Genomic DNA, 14,687 nt, shown 5'->3' with positions numbered 1-14,687 from the left:
AGCGGTCATCACGCCAGCCCCTCGGCCAACGGGCCCAGCGCCAGGGCCGGGAAGTACGTCAGACCGGTGATGACGACGATCGTGCCGACCAGCAGCCCCGCGTACAGCGGCTTGTCGGTGCGCAAGGTGCCCGCGGTCACCGGCACCGGCTTCTGCTCGGCGAGCGAACCGGCCAGCGCCAGCACGAACACCATCGGCAGGAACCGGCCGAGGAGCATGGCCGATCCGGTCATGGTGTTGAACCAGTCCGTGTTCGCGTTCAGGCCGGCGAAGGCCGAACCGTTGTTGTTCGCGGCGGACGTGAAGGCGTACAGCACCTCGGAGAACCCGTGCGCCCCGGAGTTGAGCATCGAGTGCGGTGGTGTCGGCAGGGCCATCGAGATCGCGGTGAACACCAGGACCAGGGCAGGGGTGATCAGGATGTAGATCGCGGCCAGCTTCATCTCACGGGAGCCGATCTTCTTGCCCAGGTACTCGGGCGTACGGCCGACCATCAGTCCGGCGATGAACACCGCGATCACAGCCATGATCAGCATGCCGTAGAGACCGGAACCGGTACCGCCGGGCGCGATCTCGCCCAGCATCATGCCGAGCATGGTGATGCCGCCGCCGAGGCCGGTGAACGAGGAGTGGAAGGAGTCCACCGCACCGGTCGAGGTGAGCGTGGTCGATACCGCGAAGATCGACGACGAGCCGACGCCGAAGCGGACCTCCTTGCCCTCCATCGCCCCTCCCGCGGCTTGCAGTGCCGGACCGTGGTGGGCGAACTCGGTCCACATCATCAGGACGACGAAACCCAGCCAGATCGTGCACATCGCGGCGAGGATCGCGTAGCCCTGCTTCACGCTGCCGACCATCACCCCGAAAGTGCGGGTCAGCGCGAACGGGATCACCAACAGCAGGAAGATCTCGAAGAGATTCGTGAAGGGGGTGGGGTTCTCGAAGGGGTGGGCGCTGTTGGCGTTGAAGTAGCCGCCGCCGTTCGTGCCGAACTCCTTGATGGCCTCCTGGGAGGCCACGGCCCCGCCGTTCCACTGCTGCGAGCCGCCCATGAACTGGCCGACCTCGTGGATGCCGGAGAAGTTCTGGATCGCACCGCACGCCACCAGCACGATCGCCGCGATCGCGGCGCCCGGCAGCAGAATCCGGATCGTGCCGCGTACCAGGTCGGCCCAGAAGTTGCCCAGCTCACCGGTGCGCGAGCGCGCGAAGCCCCGTACAAGGGCCACCGCCACTGCGATGCCCACGGCGGCCGAGACGAAGTTCTGCACGGCCAGACCGGCGGTCTGCACGATGTGGCCCATGGCCTGCTCGCCGTAGTACGACTGCCAGTTCGTGTTCGTCACGAACGACGCGGCGGTGTTGAACGCCTGCGCCGGCTCGATCGAGGAGAAGCCGAACGAACCGGGCAGGACGCCCTGGATCCGCTGCAGCAGGTACAGGAAGAGGACACCGACCGCGGAGAAGGCGAGCACCCCGCGCAGATACGCCGGCCAGCGCATCTTCGCATCCGGATCGGCGCCGATACCACGGTAGACCCACATCTCCACCCGCCAGTGCTTGTCGGCGGAGAAGACCTTGGCCATGTAGTTGCCGAGGGGGACGTAGGCGAGCGCCAGCGCGCCGATCAGGGCGAGCAGTTGGAGGAAGCCGGCAAGTACGGGACCCATGTCAGTTCTCAGAACCTCTCCGGGAAGATCAGGGCGAGGACGAGATAGCCCAGCAGGGCGACGGCCACGACCAGGCCGACGACGTTCTCGGCGGTCACAGCTTCGTCACCCCCCTGGCGACGAGGGCCACCAGTGCGAAGACCGCGAGTGTGGTGACGACGAAGGCCACATCGGCCATCGCGAGCTCCTAGCGGAGGTTCGGAATCCGTAAGCGGATCGAGCGGGTCGGACGTTTAGAGGAAACCCCGCCTCTGGCCGGATTCGAGCGTCGTTGACGGGTCCCTTACGGCGGGCCGTACACCATTGACGTAACCCTTACGGCATCTGCGCCGACCTGTGGCAAGGCGCGGCTGCCGGGCGCGCGATGTGCCGTCCCCCTCGTCGGGACCCTGACCGTCACCCGGCAGACGCTCCGGAGTCCGCAGGGCGACGGACCGGCCATGGTGATCGCCACGGCCGCCCCCGGGCCCCCCGCCGCGGTGGCGCTCAGCCTCCTCGCCCATGTCGGCGGGCGGGACAGTCCAGCCCCCGAGGGTGCCGAACCCCCGTCCCTCCTGACCGATCTCCACGTGTGACGTGGATCACGGCGACGGGAAAACCCGTCGCCGGGGGCGGGCGTCTAGCAGGTGTGAGATCAGTCAGAGCAGCGCTGCACGAGGTGGACGAGGAGCGTCTCGTCCGGCTCGTGGCGAAAGGCGACCGCGCAGCGTTCGAGGAGCTGTACCGGCGTACGTCGCCGTGGATGGCGGTGCGGCTGCGCCGCCGGTGCGGGGACGAGCAGATCGTCGCGGAGGTCATGCAGGAGACCTACCTGGCGGTGTGGCGCGCGGCAGGCGCCTTCGCCGGGGCCGCTGTCGGGGGGACGGCCATCGGCTGGCTGTGGACGATCGCGGCGCGCCGCCTGGTCGACGCGTTCCGGCGCAGGGCTCACCACGCGGAGCCGCCGCCGGCCGCCGCCCCGCCCGAGGCGGCCCCCGCCGCCGAGGAGTTGGCGCTCGCGGCGACCGTCGGCGGTGATGTCGGGGACGCGTTGCGGCGCCTCGCGCCGGAGCTGAGACAAGTACTGCAGGCGATGGTGCTCGACGGACTGTCCGTCCGGGAGACCTCGGTCCTGCTCGGGCTGCCCGAGGGCACGGTCAAGACCCGTGCCCGCCGGGCCCGTATCGAGATGCGGAGGGCGCTGGCATGAGTGCCGAACACGCGGCGAAGCGGCTCATCGAGGAATACGCGCGCGGCGGCGCGGACCTCTCCGCCGACGAGGTGTGGGCCGTGGAGGCTCATCTGGAGATGTGCCGGGTGTGCCGTGAGCAGTTGTCCGCCGCTGTCGGTGCGGGGGTGCCCGCCGTGGCGAGGCTCGTCGACAGCGTGTGGTCCGGCCTCGAACCCCGGCTCGCGGTCACCGCCACGATGCCCCGCCGACGGCGCTGGTCGGCGCGGCTGTCGAGGTGGATGACCCCCACGATGGTGCCGTGGCTGGCCATGGTCGTGGGCGTGACGCTGCTGACCCTGCTGCTGGACCTGGCCTACACCGGCACCGGCGAGGTGTCGTGGGTGCTGCTGCTCGCGCCGGTCCTGCCCGTGCTCGGCGTCGCGGCGTCCTGGTCGCGCGGTCTGGACCCGGCGTACGAGCTGACGGCCTCGGTGCCCAGGGCCGGCCTCTATCTGGTGCTGCGGCGCACCGCGTCCGTGCTCGGTGTGGTGGTCCCCGCGCTGCTGGTGGGCGGCTGGGCGACGGGAGTGATGGTGGTGCAGTGGTTGCTGCCCTGTCTGGCCTTCACCTCGACGACCCTGGCGCTCGGCGGTGTCGTCGGTGTGACCCGTGCCGCCTTCGGGCTGGCCGCCGTGTGGGCCGGTGTGGTCGTGGCGCCGACCCTGGCCACCAGCCGTACGACCTTCGCCCTGCAGACGGGCGGTCTGCCCGTGTGGGGGCTGGTCCTCGCGCTCGGCACCGGTGTCGTGATCGCCCGCAGAGGCGCGTACGCCGTGCTGGGAGCCCATCGATGACCCTCTCGAAGAACACGGGAAAGGAACACCGCATGGCATCCGCCGTGAGCGCGGCCGACATCGCACCGAGGGCCTACGCCTGGGAGATCCAGGCCACCGGGCTCAAGGTCAGGGTCGGTAGGAACCGGATGGCCGTCGACGGCCTCGACCTCTCGCTGGGCATCGGCGTCCACGGACTCCTCGGCCCCAACGGGGCGGGCAAGACCACCCTCATCCGGGCCCTGGCCACTGTGCTGCGCCCCACCGAGGGTGGCCTCGAACTGCTCGGCGAGTCCGTGGGCGGCATGGGCGAGCACCGTGCGGTGCGCCGCCGGATCGGCTATCTGCCACAGGAGTTCGGCTACTACAAGCGCTTCACGGTGCGCGAGTTCGTCGAGTACATGGCGTGGCTGAAGGAGGTGCCCAAAGCGAGCATCCCCGCGGCGGTGCAGCGCGCCGTGGAGCGGGTGGGTCTGGCGGACCGCGCCGACGAGAGGATGAAGGCCCTGTCGGGCGGCATGGTGCGCAGGGTCGGTATCGCCCAGGCCATCGTCAACGACCCCACGATCCTGCTCCTCGACGAGCCGACGGTCGGCCTGGACCCGGCGCAGCGGCTGCGCTTCCGCGAGCTGCTGCAGGAGCTGGGTACGGACACCTGCGTGCTCGTCTCGACCCATCTGGTGGAGGACGTCGCCGCCGCCTGCACCGACGTGGTGCTCTTCGCCGAGGGGCGGCTGGTCTTCAAGGGCCCTCCGGACGAACTGGCCTCGGCGGGCGGCCCGGAGCACGTGGGTGACAGCCCGCTGGAACGCGGCTACTCGGCCTTGCTGCTCAACCCCGAGCAGGGAAGGGGGACTTGGTGAACGGCCGCGTTCTGCGTATCGAGTTGAGGCGTTCGGTCGCCCCGTGGGCCGGCATCCTGGTCCTGGTACTGGCGCTGACGTTCCTGTACATGCCGGACGCCGCCTGGCGGAGCGGCACCACGGCGTGGACGGCCCAGTGGACACCACTGGCCATGAAGACCCGCTCCCTGCTGTTCTACCTCTGGCCGCTCGCCATCGGGCTCGGGGCACTGCAGGGACTGCGCGACCACCGCTCGAAGATGTCCGAGCTGCTGACGAGCACCCCGCGGCCCGCCCGGCACCGCGCGGCCACCCTGGCGGGCGCGGCGGCGATCACGCTGGCCTCGGCCTTCGCGCTCCTCGTCCTCGTGGGCGGGGTCCAGGTGCTCGCCCACACCGAGTACCTGCACCTCGGGTGGCTGCCCATCTCGCTGGTGGGGGTGCTCTTCCTCGTCGCGGGGGCCGTGCTGGGCATGGGGGCCGCGAGGGCCCTGCCGTCGCCGCTCACCCCACCCGCGCTGGCCATGGTCGCCTTCGTGTTCACAGCCCTCATGCACATGACGCTGGGCCGGACGGAGACGGGCACGACGGACGGGTTGCCGAGCACGGAGCCGAACCGGGTCTCACTGCTGTCACCGACGCTGGAAGACGTGCGCGAGGCGTTCGTCACGGTCTCCGCCCCCGTGCACGTCGGGCAGACGATCTGGCTGCTCGGCATGGCCGCGACCGGCTTCGCACTGCTCGTCGCCGCGACCCCGCGCGCCCGGCTGACCGCCCTGACGCCCGTCCTGGCGGGTGCGACGATCGCCCTGCTCGTCCTCCCCGCCGAAACGCGCCGGATGTACGTCGTCGACAGGGCCGCCGCGGAGCTGGTGTGCGACGGCCCGGTGTGCGTGACGAGGACGCAGCAGGCTCGACTCGCGGACCTCGCGGGTCCCGGTAAGGAGGCGCTGCGCCTGCTGCGCGGAGCCCTCGGTGATCAGGCGCCGGAGTCGGTCCGGGAGAACACCGCCGTACTGCCCGACGGCTCCACGCCGCGGTGGTCCCGCAAGGCCGTGCTCTTCGACTTCGACGACGACCTCGTCGCCACCGCGAAGGGCGAGGAGCTGACCCGGGTCCTGATCGCCAAAGGCATGGTGCCAGGGTGCGCCCCCGTCGGCTGGAGCGCCTTCGGGGCGGACGACTACGCGCAGACCGTCGCGCTGGGCTGGGTCCTCGGCGACCTCAAGCGGCTCGGCGGCCCGTCGGCACGTGTGCCCGCCGGGTTCGAGGCCGACACCCGCGCGGCCTGGAAGGAACTCGAGGCGCTTCCACGGGCCGAGCAGCTCTCGCGGATCAACGCGATGCGCGCCGCCGCGTTCTCCTGCGAGGGCGACCCGTTCGACGTGCTGTCCGGCGGTGCGTCCCGGTGAGATGGCTGACGTTGTACGCGCGTTCGCGTCAAATACCCGCGTCGCTCGCCGCGATGCTGATCGGCGCGGTGGCGGTGTGGGCACTCGCCCGGGACGGGAGCGCGGGACCCGGTGACCCGCGGCTGGCCGTGCTCGTCCTCACCACTGGGGCAATGGCGGTCTCGACCGGGCTCGGCGGGCAGGACCTCGCCCTGGACCGGACGGCCGCGATCCGCTGGATGCCCCGCAGAGCGGCGCACGTGCTGCTCGCCGGGGCGGCCGTCGCCGCGGCGCTGCTGACGGTGCAGACCATGGGCGTGTCCATGGCCACCACCGCGTTCGTGGTCCGCGACAGCGCGGGCCTGATGGGACTGGTCGCCCTCGGCGCGGCGCTCTCGGGCGGCCAGTACGCATGGACGCTGCCGTTCGCCTGGCTCTCGTCGGTGTTCTTCGCCCCGCCCCCGACGAGCGCGCCGATGCGGGTGGCGATGTGGATGCTGCTGCCTCCCGGCACGCCGGCGGGCACCTGGACAGCCCTGGTCATCACGGTCGTCGGCACCACGGCCTACGCCGTCGCGGGTCCGAGACGGTAGCCGACCCGGACCCCCGGAGCGTGATGCGCCCCGAGGCCGGCGGTCGGCGTGGCGGATCCGGAGCTCCACGGCACCGGGACGGGCTTGCGCATCACGAGGAGCCGCCGGGAGTGGAGTCCGGCATCAAGAACGCGTAAAGATTGCCGGGAAACGGCAGTGTCAGTGCCATCCGGACCATGTGAGCATGCACCTGACGGCATGACGACGCGATGGACGGGCGGTGGGGGCGGATGGGCTGGTTGCTGGGTCTCGGCATCGCGGGCCTCGTGCTCCTGGTGCTGTCCCTCGCCCTCGACGGCGTCCTCGAAGGACTCTTCGACGGCGTCGGCGTGCTGGACGGCCTCTTCGACGGGCTGCTCTCCCTTCCCGTCATCGCCGGTTTCGTCTCGATGCTCGGTTTCTCCGGGGCGATCGCCATGGGAGCCACGGACGTGGGCGTGGCCGGCGCGACCGCGATCGGCACACCGGCCGGGCTCGCCACAGGCTGGCTCGCCTACCGTCTCGGCCGGGTGCTCTTGCGGGACCGTTCCGGTGCGGCTCCGCGGCACTCCGATCTGATCGGCGCCTCGGCATCCGTGGTCACGGCGATTCCGGCCGACGGCTACGGGGAGGTGCTGGTCCGGCTGGCCGGGCAGCCGGTGAAGCTCTCCGCGAAGAGTCCGGCGGCGGTCGGCCGGGGGGCCGAGGTCTGGGTGGAGGCGGCGCTGTCCCCGACAGCGGTGTCCGTACGTCCCGTGGAGCGCTGACCTCCGCGCCCGTGGCCCGCTTCATCGCGCCGCCCCGCGTCGTGCCTGTTTCCGCACCATCTTCCGATCACCAGAACCCGTCTCGATCCGCCGTCCCCCGGGAGGGCTGAGGGGAATCTCCATGAGTCCAGTCGTCTTCGCCGCGGTGGGAGTCGTCGTACTCCTCGTGCTGCTCGCTCTGGTCGTCGTCACCCGTTACAAGGTGGCCGGGCCGAGTGAGGCGTTCATCGTCACCGGCCGGCGCGGCAAGCAGTCCACCGATCCCGAGACCGGACGGGTCTTCACCGACAACAGCGGGCAGAAGGTCGTGGTCGGCGGCGGCGTGTTCGTCGTGCCGTTCGTGCAGCAGAAGTTCACCCTCGACCTGTCCTCGCGGCACATCCCCGTCGCGGTGCGCGGCGCGGTCACCCTGCGCGGGGTGAAGGCCCATCTGGAGGGTGTCGCGATCGTCAAGGTCGGCGGGACCGAGGACTCGATACGGGCCGCCGCCCAGCGTTTCCTGATGCAGCAGGACGGCATCGTCGGCTTCACCCAGGAGGTGCTCTCCGGCGCCCTGCGCGCCATCGTCGGCCGGATGTCGGTGGAGGACATCATCCGCGACCGCGCGGCCTTCGCCGGCCAGGTCGCCGAGGAGGCGGAGGCGAGTCTGTCCGGGCAGGGCCTGGTGCTCGACGCCTTCCAGATCCAGGACATCACCACCGAGGGCTCCTACCTCGAGGACCTCGGCCGGCCCGAGGCCGCCCGCGCCAGGCAGGAGGCCGACATCGCCGAGGCCGTCGCCCGCCGGGCGGCCGAGCAGGCCCGGCTGAAGGCCGAGGAGGAGATCGCGATAGCCCAGCGCACCTTCGCGCTGAAGCAGGCCGAGATCAAGGCCGAGACCGACGAGGCGGCGGCCCGAGCAGCTGCGGCCGGCCCGCTCGCCGAGGCCGCCCGGCGCCAGGAGGTGCTCGCCGAACAGGAGAAGGTCGCCGAACGGCAGGCCGCGCTGACCGACCGCGAACTGGACACCAAGGTCCGCAAGCCCGCCGACGCCGCCCGCTACCAGGCCGAGCAGGAGGCCGAGGCCCGCCGTATCGCCCTGGTCAAGCAGGCCGAGGCGGACGCCCAGCGGTCCCGGCTCACCGGTGAGGGCGAGAAGGCGCACCGCGCCGCGCTCGCCGACGCCGTCCGTATCGAGGGCGAGGCCGAGGCCGCCGCGATCGGCGCGAAGGGCGCCGCCGAGGCGGAGGCGATGCGCAAGAAGGCCGACGCGTTCGACCGGTACGGCGACGCGGCCGTCCTTCAGATGCTCGTCGAGGTCCTCCCCCAGGTGGTCGCCAAGGCGTCCGAGCCGCTCGGCGCCATCGACAAGATGACCGTCATCTCCACCGACGGCGCCTCGCAGCTCTCCCGCACGGTCGCCGACAATGTCGCCCAGGGCGTCGAACTCCTCAGCTCCACCACCGGAGTCGACCTCGCCGAACTGCTGAAGGGCATCACCTCGCGCAACGGCGGTGCGCGGCCTGAGGCCACGGCGTCCTCGGCGTCCGCGGAGGCGAACGGCAAGATCGAGATCACCGGCTGAACGCAACGCGGAGGGTGACCTGAGCCCGGGCGGCCGTAAACCGCCCGGGCGTCTCGCGGACGGACGGCGGCGCGGCACGAGGAGGCCGTGGCGGACGTGTTCCCGCGAGCGGGATCGGACGGTCCCGACCCCGTCGGCCGACGGCCGACGGCAGGACGAGCGGCTCGGCACACCACCTGACGGCGTGGGGCCGACGGTGGGCGGTGGCGTACGCCCGGCGACCGGCCACTCGCCGACCCGGCGGGAAACGGCCGCACCGCTGTCAGACGCGGGTGAGTTCCGCGGCGCCGAACGAGACGTCGAATCGGTCGCACCAGATGCTCACGCTGTTGTAGCTCGACGGATCCACGTCCTTGGGCAGGAGGTAGTTCTGGCTTCCCTTGTTCCCCTTGAGTCTGCCCAGGCTGACGTGCTTGCCGTCGTCGAAGACGCGCCAGCCGGCCTTCCCCTTCGTCACATGTGCGTCGGTCAGCCAGACACGCAGGTCCGGTCCGTTGCTGGTGTCCAGGCTCTCGAGCCGCAGGACGTGAGAACCGTCGGCCAGCCGTACGAGCTTCACCGTGCCCGAGGTCGCGTGCTCGTGGCTGATCAGCTCACCACCCGCCAGTGTCTGCGGTGCGGCGACCGCGGGCTGTTCGGCGGGGTCGGAGGGCTTGGCGGGCCCGGAGGCGGGCTCGGAGGGCTCGGAGGGGCGCGCCGCAGCAGCGGGAACGGAAGCCTCCACCACCCCCGGCAGGGCCTCGTCGACGGTCTCGTCCTGCCACAGCTTCCACGGCTGGAACCAGTACAGCCCGAAGCCCATACCGCCGATCGCCACCACCAGCACCGCGATGACCGCCGGCCTGGTCAGTGTCTTCCGCACGCGCCCCACCCCTGCCTCGTCTCCTGGGAGTTCCGCTTGTCCTCCCATTCAACGGAGACGAGCGGCCGTTCCGCACCCCACAGGTGATGACGGAATCCTTACGCCGCGGGCGGCACCGGTCGCAACGGCCGTACCGGCAGGAGCAGTCGACACGGCGAGGGCGTCCGCCGAACGGCGCCCTCGGCGGTGGACCCGCTCCGCTCCACCCGCGCCACGTCCCGGGTCGTCTCCGGCGGCGCAAGCACGGTTGTTCCGGGCCTCGGTGCCGGGCATCTGCCGGTGCCCGGCACCGAATCCACCCCCGTACTCCCCCGTGCTCCCCCGTGCTCCCCCGTGAGCCATGCTGCACGGTCCGATCCCGGCCGCGCATCGCCGGTTTCCGGCAGTGTTCATTAGGGTCTGCATGCCGGTGGCCGCCAGAAGACGTCACCGGCGCGTCAAGCGTCCGGGGGGCCACATGACAGACCGGGAGCGTCCCGAGCGGTATCTGGACGGTTATGCCGAGATCCTGACCCAGGTGTCGGCCACCGGGCGACGCCTCACCCGGGACGAGCTCGCCTCCCGCCGCGCCCTGGGTGAGCGGGCCGCCGAGGCCGGCCACGGGCTGCGGGCCCTCGTCAGCGAGCATCTGACCGCCGCCCGCTCGGCCTGGCCCGGTTCGCCCGGCTCCGCCGACGGCGCGCTCGCCGCCGTGCAACAGGTCGTCGACGCGTTCGCCGAGGGGTACGAGCGCGCCCAACTCCTCGCCGTGCGCCAGGAAGAGGCCGCTCGCCGGGAGTTCATCGACGACCTCCTCTACGGCCGCAGCGACCTCGGCCGACTCGCCGAACGCGCCGAACGCTTCGGTCTGCGCCTGTCCCACGCGCACGCCGTCGCCGTCGCACAGGGCCCCGCCGCCTACGACGAGGGCGACCCGGTGCCCCGGCAGGTGGAACGGGAAGTCATCTCCCGTTTCGGCGACCGCAGGGTCCTGCTCACCACCAAGGACGGCCGGCTGCTGTGCATCGCCCCCGGCCACCAGGACGAGGTCCTCGCCTACTTCGCCAAGCAGGCGCACGCCGCCACCGACGGCGGCCGGGTCGCCGTCGGCCGCCCCCGGCCCGGCCCCGGAGGAGTCGTCCACTCCTACGAAGAGGCTCTCAACACCCTCGAACTCGCCGAGCGCCTCGCCCTCGACGACCCCGTCCTGCACGCCGCCGACCTGCTCGTCTACCCCGTCCTCACCCGCGACCGGCAAGCCATGGCCGACCTCGTCGCCGGCACTCTGGGCCCGCTCACCACGGCCCGCGGGGGCGCCCAGCCCCTCCTGGACACCCTCACCGCGTACTTCGACTCCGGCTGCGTCGCCGCCGGGGCCGCCCGCCGCCTCTCCCTCAGCGTGCGCGCCCTGACCTACCGCCTGGAACGCATCCACAAGCTCACCGGCGCCGACCCCGCGGATCCCGCCCACCGCTACATGCTGCAGACCGCGGTCATCGGCGCGCGGCTGCTGGACTGGCCCGCCAACGACCTCTGAGGCGGTTGGTGGAGATGTGCGCGAAGCGCGCCGGGCCATGGCCCGGCGCGCTTCGCGCACATCTCCACCAACCGCCCAAGGAACTGTTTTCGCAGGGCGACGAGGATCAGATACTCATGGTCTGTCACCGTGGGTAGTTATGGGCCGCGCGCAGCCGCTCACTCGGATCACCCGGCTCACCACCGACGATGTCCTCCAGGAAGAGGGCGAGGTCCTCGTCTGCCTCAGTGACCCGCCCTCACCTGTCCCCGAGCCCTTCGCCTCGCTGCTGCTGGCCTGCCTCGGCCAGCGCCCGAACACCCGCTGGCTGCTCCTCGGCCGCCGGGCCGGGCAGCCCATGACTTCGGACACCCTCGAACTCCGGTTCCGTCGCCTGGGCTTCCCCACCCAGCGGGGACGCACCCCGGCCATCCGTCACCTCGTCCTCCAGGCACCTGCACCCGTGATCGCCCGCATGCTCGGCTACCACAACGACACCACCGCCCAACTCGCTGCCGAGAGTGGAGGGACCTGGCGGCACTATGCCCCGGCGATCACGCACGGTGAGATCAAGCCTTCGTCGGTCAGGGAATGCGCGACTCTTGGTTACGAGAGGTCCGCCAGTTGACCGAGGCCGGATTACGCGAGGTCGCCAGTTCTGGCCGGGGTCGACACGCTCATGTAGTATGCATTGCATGGTAGCTGGCAAAGCAAGAGATCAAGCGGAGGCCCGCGGTGTGAGCCAGCTACGCAAGGGCGTGCTGGAGTACTGCGTCCTGGCGTTGCTGTCTGACAGGCCACGCTATGGGGTGGAGCTGCTGGAGGCTCTTGCGGATACGCCGGTCATGGCGACCAGCCAGGGGACGTTGTATCCGCTGCTGTCTCGTCTGCGCAGAAGTGGCCTGGCGGACACGTACCTGGTGGAGTCGGCCAGCGGTCCGTCCCGCAAGTACTACGAACTGACCGACCAGGGCCGACAGGCCCTGGCGGAGTTCTCCGGGCACTGGCCCGGTTTCCGTGATGCTGTTGACCGTTTCCTCGTTTCTGGAGCTGAATCATGAGCGACGCCCTGACCCACCCGCTGGTTCGCGCTTACCTGGCCTCGGTCGACCGGGAGGCAGCAGTGCTGTCCGACGACCGGCGCCGTGACCTGTTGGCGGACCTGCGCGAGCACATCGAGTCTGTGCTGCCGCAGGGTGCCGATGACGCGGCGGTCCAGCAGGCTCTGGACCAGCTCGGCACCCCCCGGGAGATTGCCGCCGCCGCGATCGCCGAAGAGCCCGGCGTCACCCCGCTGCAGCCGCAGAGCAGCGCGCGCACCACTCTGACCCTGGGCATGATGGTTTTGGCTGCCCCGTTCTTCGAGGTCCTCGGCATCGGCCTCGTAGTGGCCGTCCTTGCCGCCGTGCGGATCTGGCGCTCTACAGCATGGACCAGGCGGGACAAGCACCTGGGCATCCTCTGCGCCCTCTCACCCCTACTGGTGATCCCCGCGGCTGCCGCACTGTTCGTTCTCGCCGGCGGCCTCGGTCCCGAGGAACTCTTCGGCAGTTTCCTGATCGCCATGGTGATCCCGCTGGCCGGAGCTATCCGACTGGGACGCAGTGCCGCACGCCTGCGCCCCCAAGCAGCCTGAAAGGCCCGCCTCAACGGCTCCTGCTCCGATCAGGACATGGCCCACCTGACCGCCGTCTTCCACGAGACCACGGCATCCCTGCGCCGGGTCGGCCCCCGGTTTGCCAGTTCCGCCACATCGACCTTCAACGCCACCTGGCATCCCGCCCTGTTCCATAGGGGCCCGTCAGCACCGGATACCTCAAGCGGCACCTGCTGCAAGGTCACCACGCTAGCTACAGAGAGTGATGCTCGCCCTTACCCGGTGGGCACATTGGCGACAGTTGAATACGCGAGCTCGCCAGTACTGGCCTCCTGTCCTGCTCAGCGCCCGGTCACAGCCGATCCGCCGTGAGCGTCGCACTCGTGCTACCTGCGCGTTCTTCACCGACTCCCATGGCGCTGAGGAGCACTGTCAGAGGCCATCCTGAGGAAGGTGAAGCGCGCTGTCGTACGGGCCGGGCGGGATGTGAAGGGTGGCGGTGTCGTAGTCGCCGAAGCGCAGCACGTTGTCCCTGCGGTGCGGACTGAGCGCGGCGATGTCGTCGGGGTTCACCTCCCGGCCTTGGGCGGCCATCTGGCGCAGTGTTTCGGTCATGTCGACGGTGGTCGAGAAGATGATGCTGTTGGCCATCAGGTCGAGGAACTTGACGGCCTTCTCCTGAAGTTCGGGATCGCGGGAGCGCAGGTAGCCGTCCCCGCCGAAGTGCAGCCACTTCGTGTACCCGTTGTACGCCTCGGCCTTGTTCGTCGCCCTGGTGATCTGCTCCCGCAGCTGCGGGTCCGACAGGTAGCGGAGCAGGACGATCGTCCGGACGGCGCGACCGACCTCGCGAAAGACCCGGTAGATCTGGTTCTTGCGGGAGTGGTTGTTCAGGCGCCGCAGGAGGGTGACGGAGGACACGGTGCCTTCCCGTACGGACAGGCCGACCTGCATGAGGTCCTTCCAGCCGCTCTCGATGAGCTGCCAGTCGATGCAGGTACGCGGATCAGCGGAGAACAGCGCGTCGACATGCCGGTAGCGCACCTGGGTATCGGGGCGGTGGAAGGTGAGGTCCTGGAAGTTCCGGATCCGCGGCAGCAGGTCGATGCCGAGCAGGTGGGCGAGCCCGAAGACCGGGAAGGACTGGCCCTGGGTGTCGGCATGTACGGTGTCCGGCCTGACCTCCGACTCGTTCGCAAGGAGCGAGTCGATGAGGTAGACGGCCTCCCACACCCCACATGGGATGAACCGGGAGAAGAGCGCAACGTAGGTGTCGGAGACCAAGTGGTGGGCGATCCCGCCGTAGCCGCCGTAGCGGATCGAGGTCTCGGCGAGGAGGTTGTCGATGACGGTGTCCATCATGGTGCCGTCCACCGCCGCCACCGACCCATCCCCCCACGCCGCGGTCAGGTCCAGGCCGGCGTGGGCGTTGACGACGTCGGCCCCGCACCGGTTGAGAACCGGGATGCTGAAGTGGCGCTTCGCGATCGCGCCGAGCTCGTGCGCGGCCACGCTGCCCCGCATGTGGCGCACCGCCTGGGCAGGGCCGAGCCCGGAACCGTAGACGAACGCGGTGGTCACGTAGCGCGGCAGGGGCTCCTTCAGCTTCGGCGCGCTGCCCGAGCGCGGGCCGGGCCGTTGCCACCAGTCCGTCCAGTGCGCCGCCCGCGCCAGATGTTCCAGCACGCTGCGGGCGGGAAGCCGCTCGGAGAGAGCTTCCTCCAGCTTCTCCGCGGAGGCAGTGCGCTCGCCTGCTCTGCGTAGGGCAAGGGAGGGGACGCCGGTGACCGGGTCGATGGTGAGGTCCTTGTTGTCCGGATACCCGGCGTCCACGGTCTCAGCGATCATGGTGAGCCGCTCGCGCAGCCGAACGGTGAACTCGCTCGCGGTGGCCGGGAAGCCGGCCTGCTCGCAGAAGCCCGCGAGCTTGGGCTCGCACTGCTC

At 70.6% G+C, this 14,687-nt stretch carries 16 protein-coding genes; 12 read left to right on the top strand and 4 right to left on the bottom strand.

The window, feature by feature from the left end:
- Positions 1–8: 8 nt before the first annotated feature.
- Together kdpA and kdpF are read right to left on the bottom strand one after the other, a co-directional pair.
- Positions 9–1,670, bottom strand: a complete 1,662-nt coding sequence (kdpA, locus tag IE239_RS23000) for a potassium-transporting ATPase subunit KdpA (protein ID WP_190151268.1) — start codon at positions 1,668–1,670, stop codon at positions 9–11.
- An 8-nt stretch (positions 1,671–1,678) separates the two neighbouring features.
- Entirely contained in the window at positions 1,679–1,768 is a 90-nt protein-coding gene (kdpF, locus tag IE239_RS22995; protein ID WP_009326374.1) for a K(+)-transporting ATPase subunit F, read from the bottom strand.
- Between the two features lie 342 nt (positions 1,769–2,110).
- Here kdpF and IE239_RS43000 point away from each other — a divergent pair, with 342 nt between their 5' ends.
- The 8 genes from IE239_RS43000 to IE239_RS22960 all read left to right on the top strand — a co-directional run bounded on the left by IE239_RS43000 (position 2,111) and on the right by IE239_RS22960 (position 8,789).
- On the top strand, positions 2,111–2,245 hold the full coding sequence (locus tag IE239_RS43000; RefSeq protein WP_268254525.1) for a hypothetical protein: 135 nt from the start codon (positions 2,111–2,113) through the stop codon (positions 2,243–2,245).
- 53 nt (positions 2,246–2,298) lie between these two features.
- Entirely contained in the window at positions 2,299–2,859 is a 561-nt protein-coding gene (locus IE239_RS22990) for an RNA polymerase sigma factor (protein WP_190151267.1), read from the top strand.
- Positions 2,856–3,674 (top strand): zf-HC2 domain-containing protein, encoded by an 819-nt coding sequence (locus IE239_RS22985; RefSeq protein WP_190151266.1) that lies wholly within the window; start codon positions 2,856–2,858, stop codon positions 3,672–3,674. Before IE239_RS22990 ends, IE239_RS22985 begins: the two co-directional genes overlap by 4 nt.
- Before the next feature lie 32 nt (positions 3,675–3,706).
- Positions 3,707–4,516, top strand: coding sequence for an ABC transporter ATP-binding protein (locus tag IE239_RS22980; RefSeq protein WP_190151265.1), 810 nt, complete (start codon positions 3,707–3,709; stop codon positions 4,514–4,516).
- A complete protein-coding gene (locus tag IE239_RS22975) occupies positions 4,513–5,907 on the top strand; it encodes a hypothetical protein (protein ID WP_190151264.1) in 1,395 nt (464 codons plus the stop codon). Before IE239_RS22980 ends, IE239_RS22975 begins: the two co-directional genes overlap by 4 nt.
- The gene (locus IE239_RS22970; RefSeq protein WP_190151263.1) at positions 5,904–6,479 is read left to right on the top strand and encodes a hypothetical protein; all 576 of its coding nucleotides are present in this window, start codon (positions 5,904–5,906) and stop codon (positions 6,477–6,479) included. The genes IE239_RS22975 and IE239_RS22970 overlap by 4 nt, the downstream gene beginning before the upstream one ends.
- A gap of 230 nt (positions 6,480–6,709) precedes the next feature.
- Complete coding sequence (locus IE239_RS22965) at positions 6,710–7,225, top strand: NfeD C-terminal domain-containing protein (RefSeq protein ID WP_190151262.1); 516 nt, start codon at positions 6,710–6,712, stop codon at positions 7,223–7,225.
- A 121-nt stretch (positions 7,226–7,346) separates the two neighbouring features.
- The gene (locus IE239_RS22960) at positions 7,347–8,789 is read left to right on the top strand and encodes a flotillin family protein (protein WP_190151261.1); all 1,443 of its coding nucleotides are present in this window, start codon (positions 7,347–7,349) and stop codon (positions 8,787–8,789) included.
- Between the two features lie 262 nt (positions 8,790–9,051).
- On the opposite strand, the gene IE239_RS22955 is transcribed toward IE239_RS22960, so the two are convergent.
- Entirely contained in the window at positions 9,052–9,660 is a 609-nt protein-coding gene (locus IE239_RS22955; RefSeq protein ID WP_229878251.1) for a DM13 domain-containing protein, read from the bottom strand.
- A 448-nt stretch (positions 9,661–10,108) separates the two neighbouring features.
- Between IE239_RS22955 and IE239_RS22950 the strand changes: the two genes are divergently transcribed.
- The 4 genes from IE239_RS22950 to IE239_RS22935 all read left to right on the top strand — a co-directional run bounded on the left by IE239_RS22950 (position 10,109) and on the right by IE239_RS22935 (position 12,782).
- Positions 10,109–11,167 carry a PucR family transcriptional regulator gene (locus tag IE239_RS22950; RefSeq protein ID WP_190151259.1) on the top strand — a complete coding sequence of 353 codons (1,059 nt, stop codon included), beginning with the start codon at positions 10,109–10,111 and terminating at the stop codon, positions 11,165–11,167.
- A 139-nt stretch (positions 11,168–11,306) separates the two neighbouring features.
- Positions 11,307–11,774 carry a hypothetical protein gene (locus tag IE239_RS22945; RefSeq protein ID WP_190151258.1) on the top strand — a complete coding sequence of 156 codons (468 nt, stop codon included), beginning with the start codon at positions 11,307–11,309 and terminating at the stop codon, positions 11,772–11,774.
- A 67-nt stretch (positions 11,775–11,841) separates the two neighbouring features.
- The gene (locus tag IE239_RS22940) at positions 11,842–12,207 is read left to right on the top strand and encodes a PadR family transcriptional regulator (protein ID WP_190151257.1); all 366 of its coding nucleotides are present in this window, start codon (positions 11,842–11,844) and stop codon (positions 12,205–12,207) included.
- Positions 12,204–12,782, top strand: a complete 579-nt coding sequence (locus IE239_RS22935; RefSeq protein WP_190151256.1) for an HAAS signaling domain-containing protein — start codon at positions 12,204–12,206, stop codon at positions 12,780–12,782. The genes IE239_RS22940 and IE239_RS22935 overlap by 4 nt, the downstream gene beginning before the upstream one ends.
- Positions 12,783–13,175: 393 nt before the next feature.
- On the opposite strand, the gene IE239_RS22930 is transcribed toward IE239_RS22935, so the two are convergent.
- Positions 13,176–14,687, bottom strand: a 1,512-nt coding sequence (locus IE239_RS22930; protein WP_190151255.1) for a Tn3 family transposase, incomplete at its 5' end; no start/stop codon positions are given.

Origin of the sequence: Streptomyces humidus (assembly GCF_014649655.1) — a bacterium.
GTDB lineage: Bacteria > Actinomycetota > Actinomycetes > Streptomycetales > Streptomycetaceae > Streptomyces > Streptomyces humidus.
Note: the sequence above shows the minus strand (reverse complement) of the source record. Positions and strands in the feature narration are given on the sequence as shown.

Excerpts from the sequence above, each read along its gene's own strand:
- IE239_RS22960 (WP_190151261.1), top strand. The coding sequence starts at position 7,347 with ATGAGTCCAGTCGTCTTCGCCGCGGTGGGAGTCGTCGTACTCCTCGTG.
- IE239_RS22935 (WP_190151256.1), top strand. The coding sequence starts at position 12,204 with ATGAGCGACGCCCTGACCCACCCGCTGGTTCGCGCTTACCTGGCCTCG.
- IE239_RS22940 (WP_190151257.1), top strand. The coding sequence starts at position 11,842 with ATGGTAGCTGGCAAAGCAAGAGATCAAGCGGAGGCCCGCGGTGTGAGC.
- kdpA (WP_190151268.1), bottom strand. The coding sequence starts at position 1,670 with ATGGGTCCCGTACTTGCCGGCTTCCTCCAACTGCTCGCCCTGATCGGC.
- IE239_RS22945 (WP_190151258.1), top strand. The coding sequence starts at position 11,307 with ATGGGCCGCGCGCAGCCGCTCACTCGGATCACCCGGCTCACCACCGAC.
- IE239_RS22950 (WP_190151259.1), top strand. The coding sequence starts at position 10,109 with ATGACAGACCGGGAGCGTCCCGAGCGGTATCTGGACGGTTATGCCGAG.
- IE239_RS22980 (WP_190151265.1), top strand. The coding sequence starts at position 3,707 with ATGGCATCCGCCGTGAGCGCGGCCGACATCGCACCGAGGGCCTACGCC.
- IE239_RS22985 (WP_190151266.1), top strand. The coding sequence starts at position 2,856 with ATGAGTGCCGAACACGCGGCGAAGCGGCTCATCGAGGAATACGCGCGC.
- IE239_RS22965 (WP_190151262.1), top strand. The coding sequence starts at position 6,710 with ATGGGCTGGTTGCTGGGTCTCGGCATCGCGGGCCTCGTGCTCCTGGTG.
- IE239_RS43000 (WP_268254525.1), top strand. The coding sequence starts at position 2,111 with ATGGTGATCGCCACGGCCGCCCCCGGGCCCCCCGCCGCGGTGGCGCTC.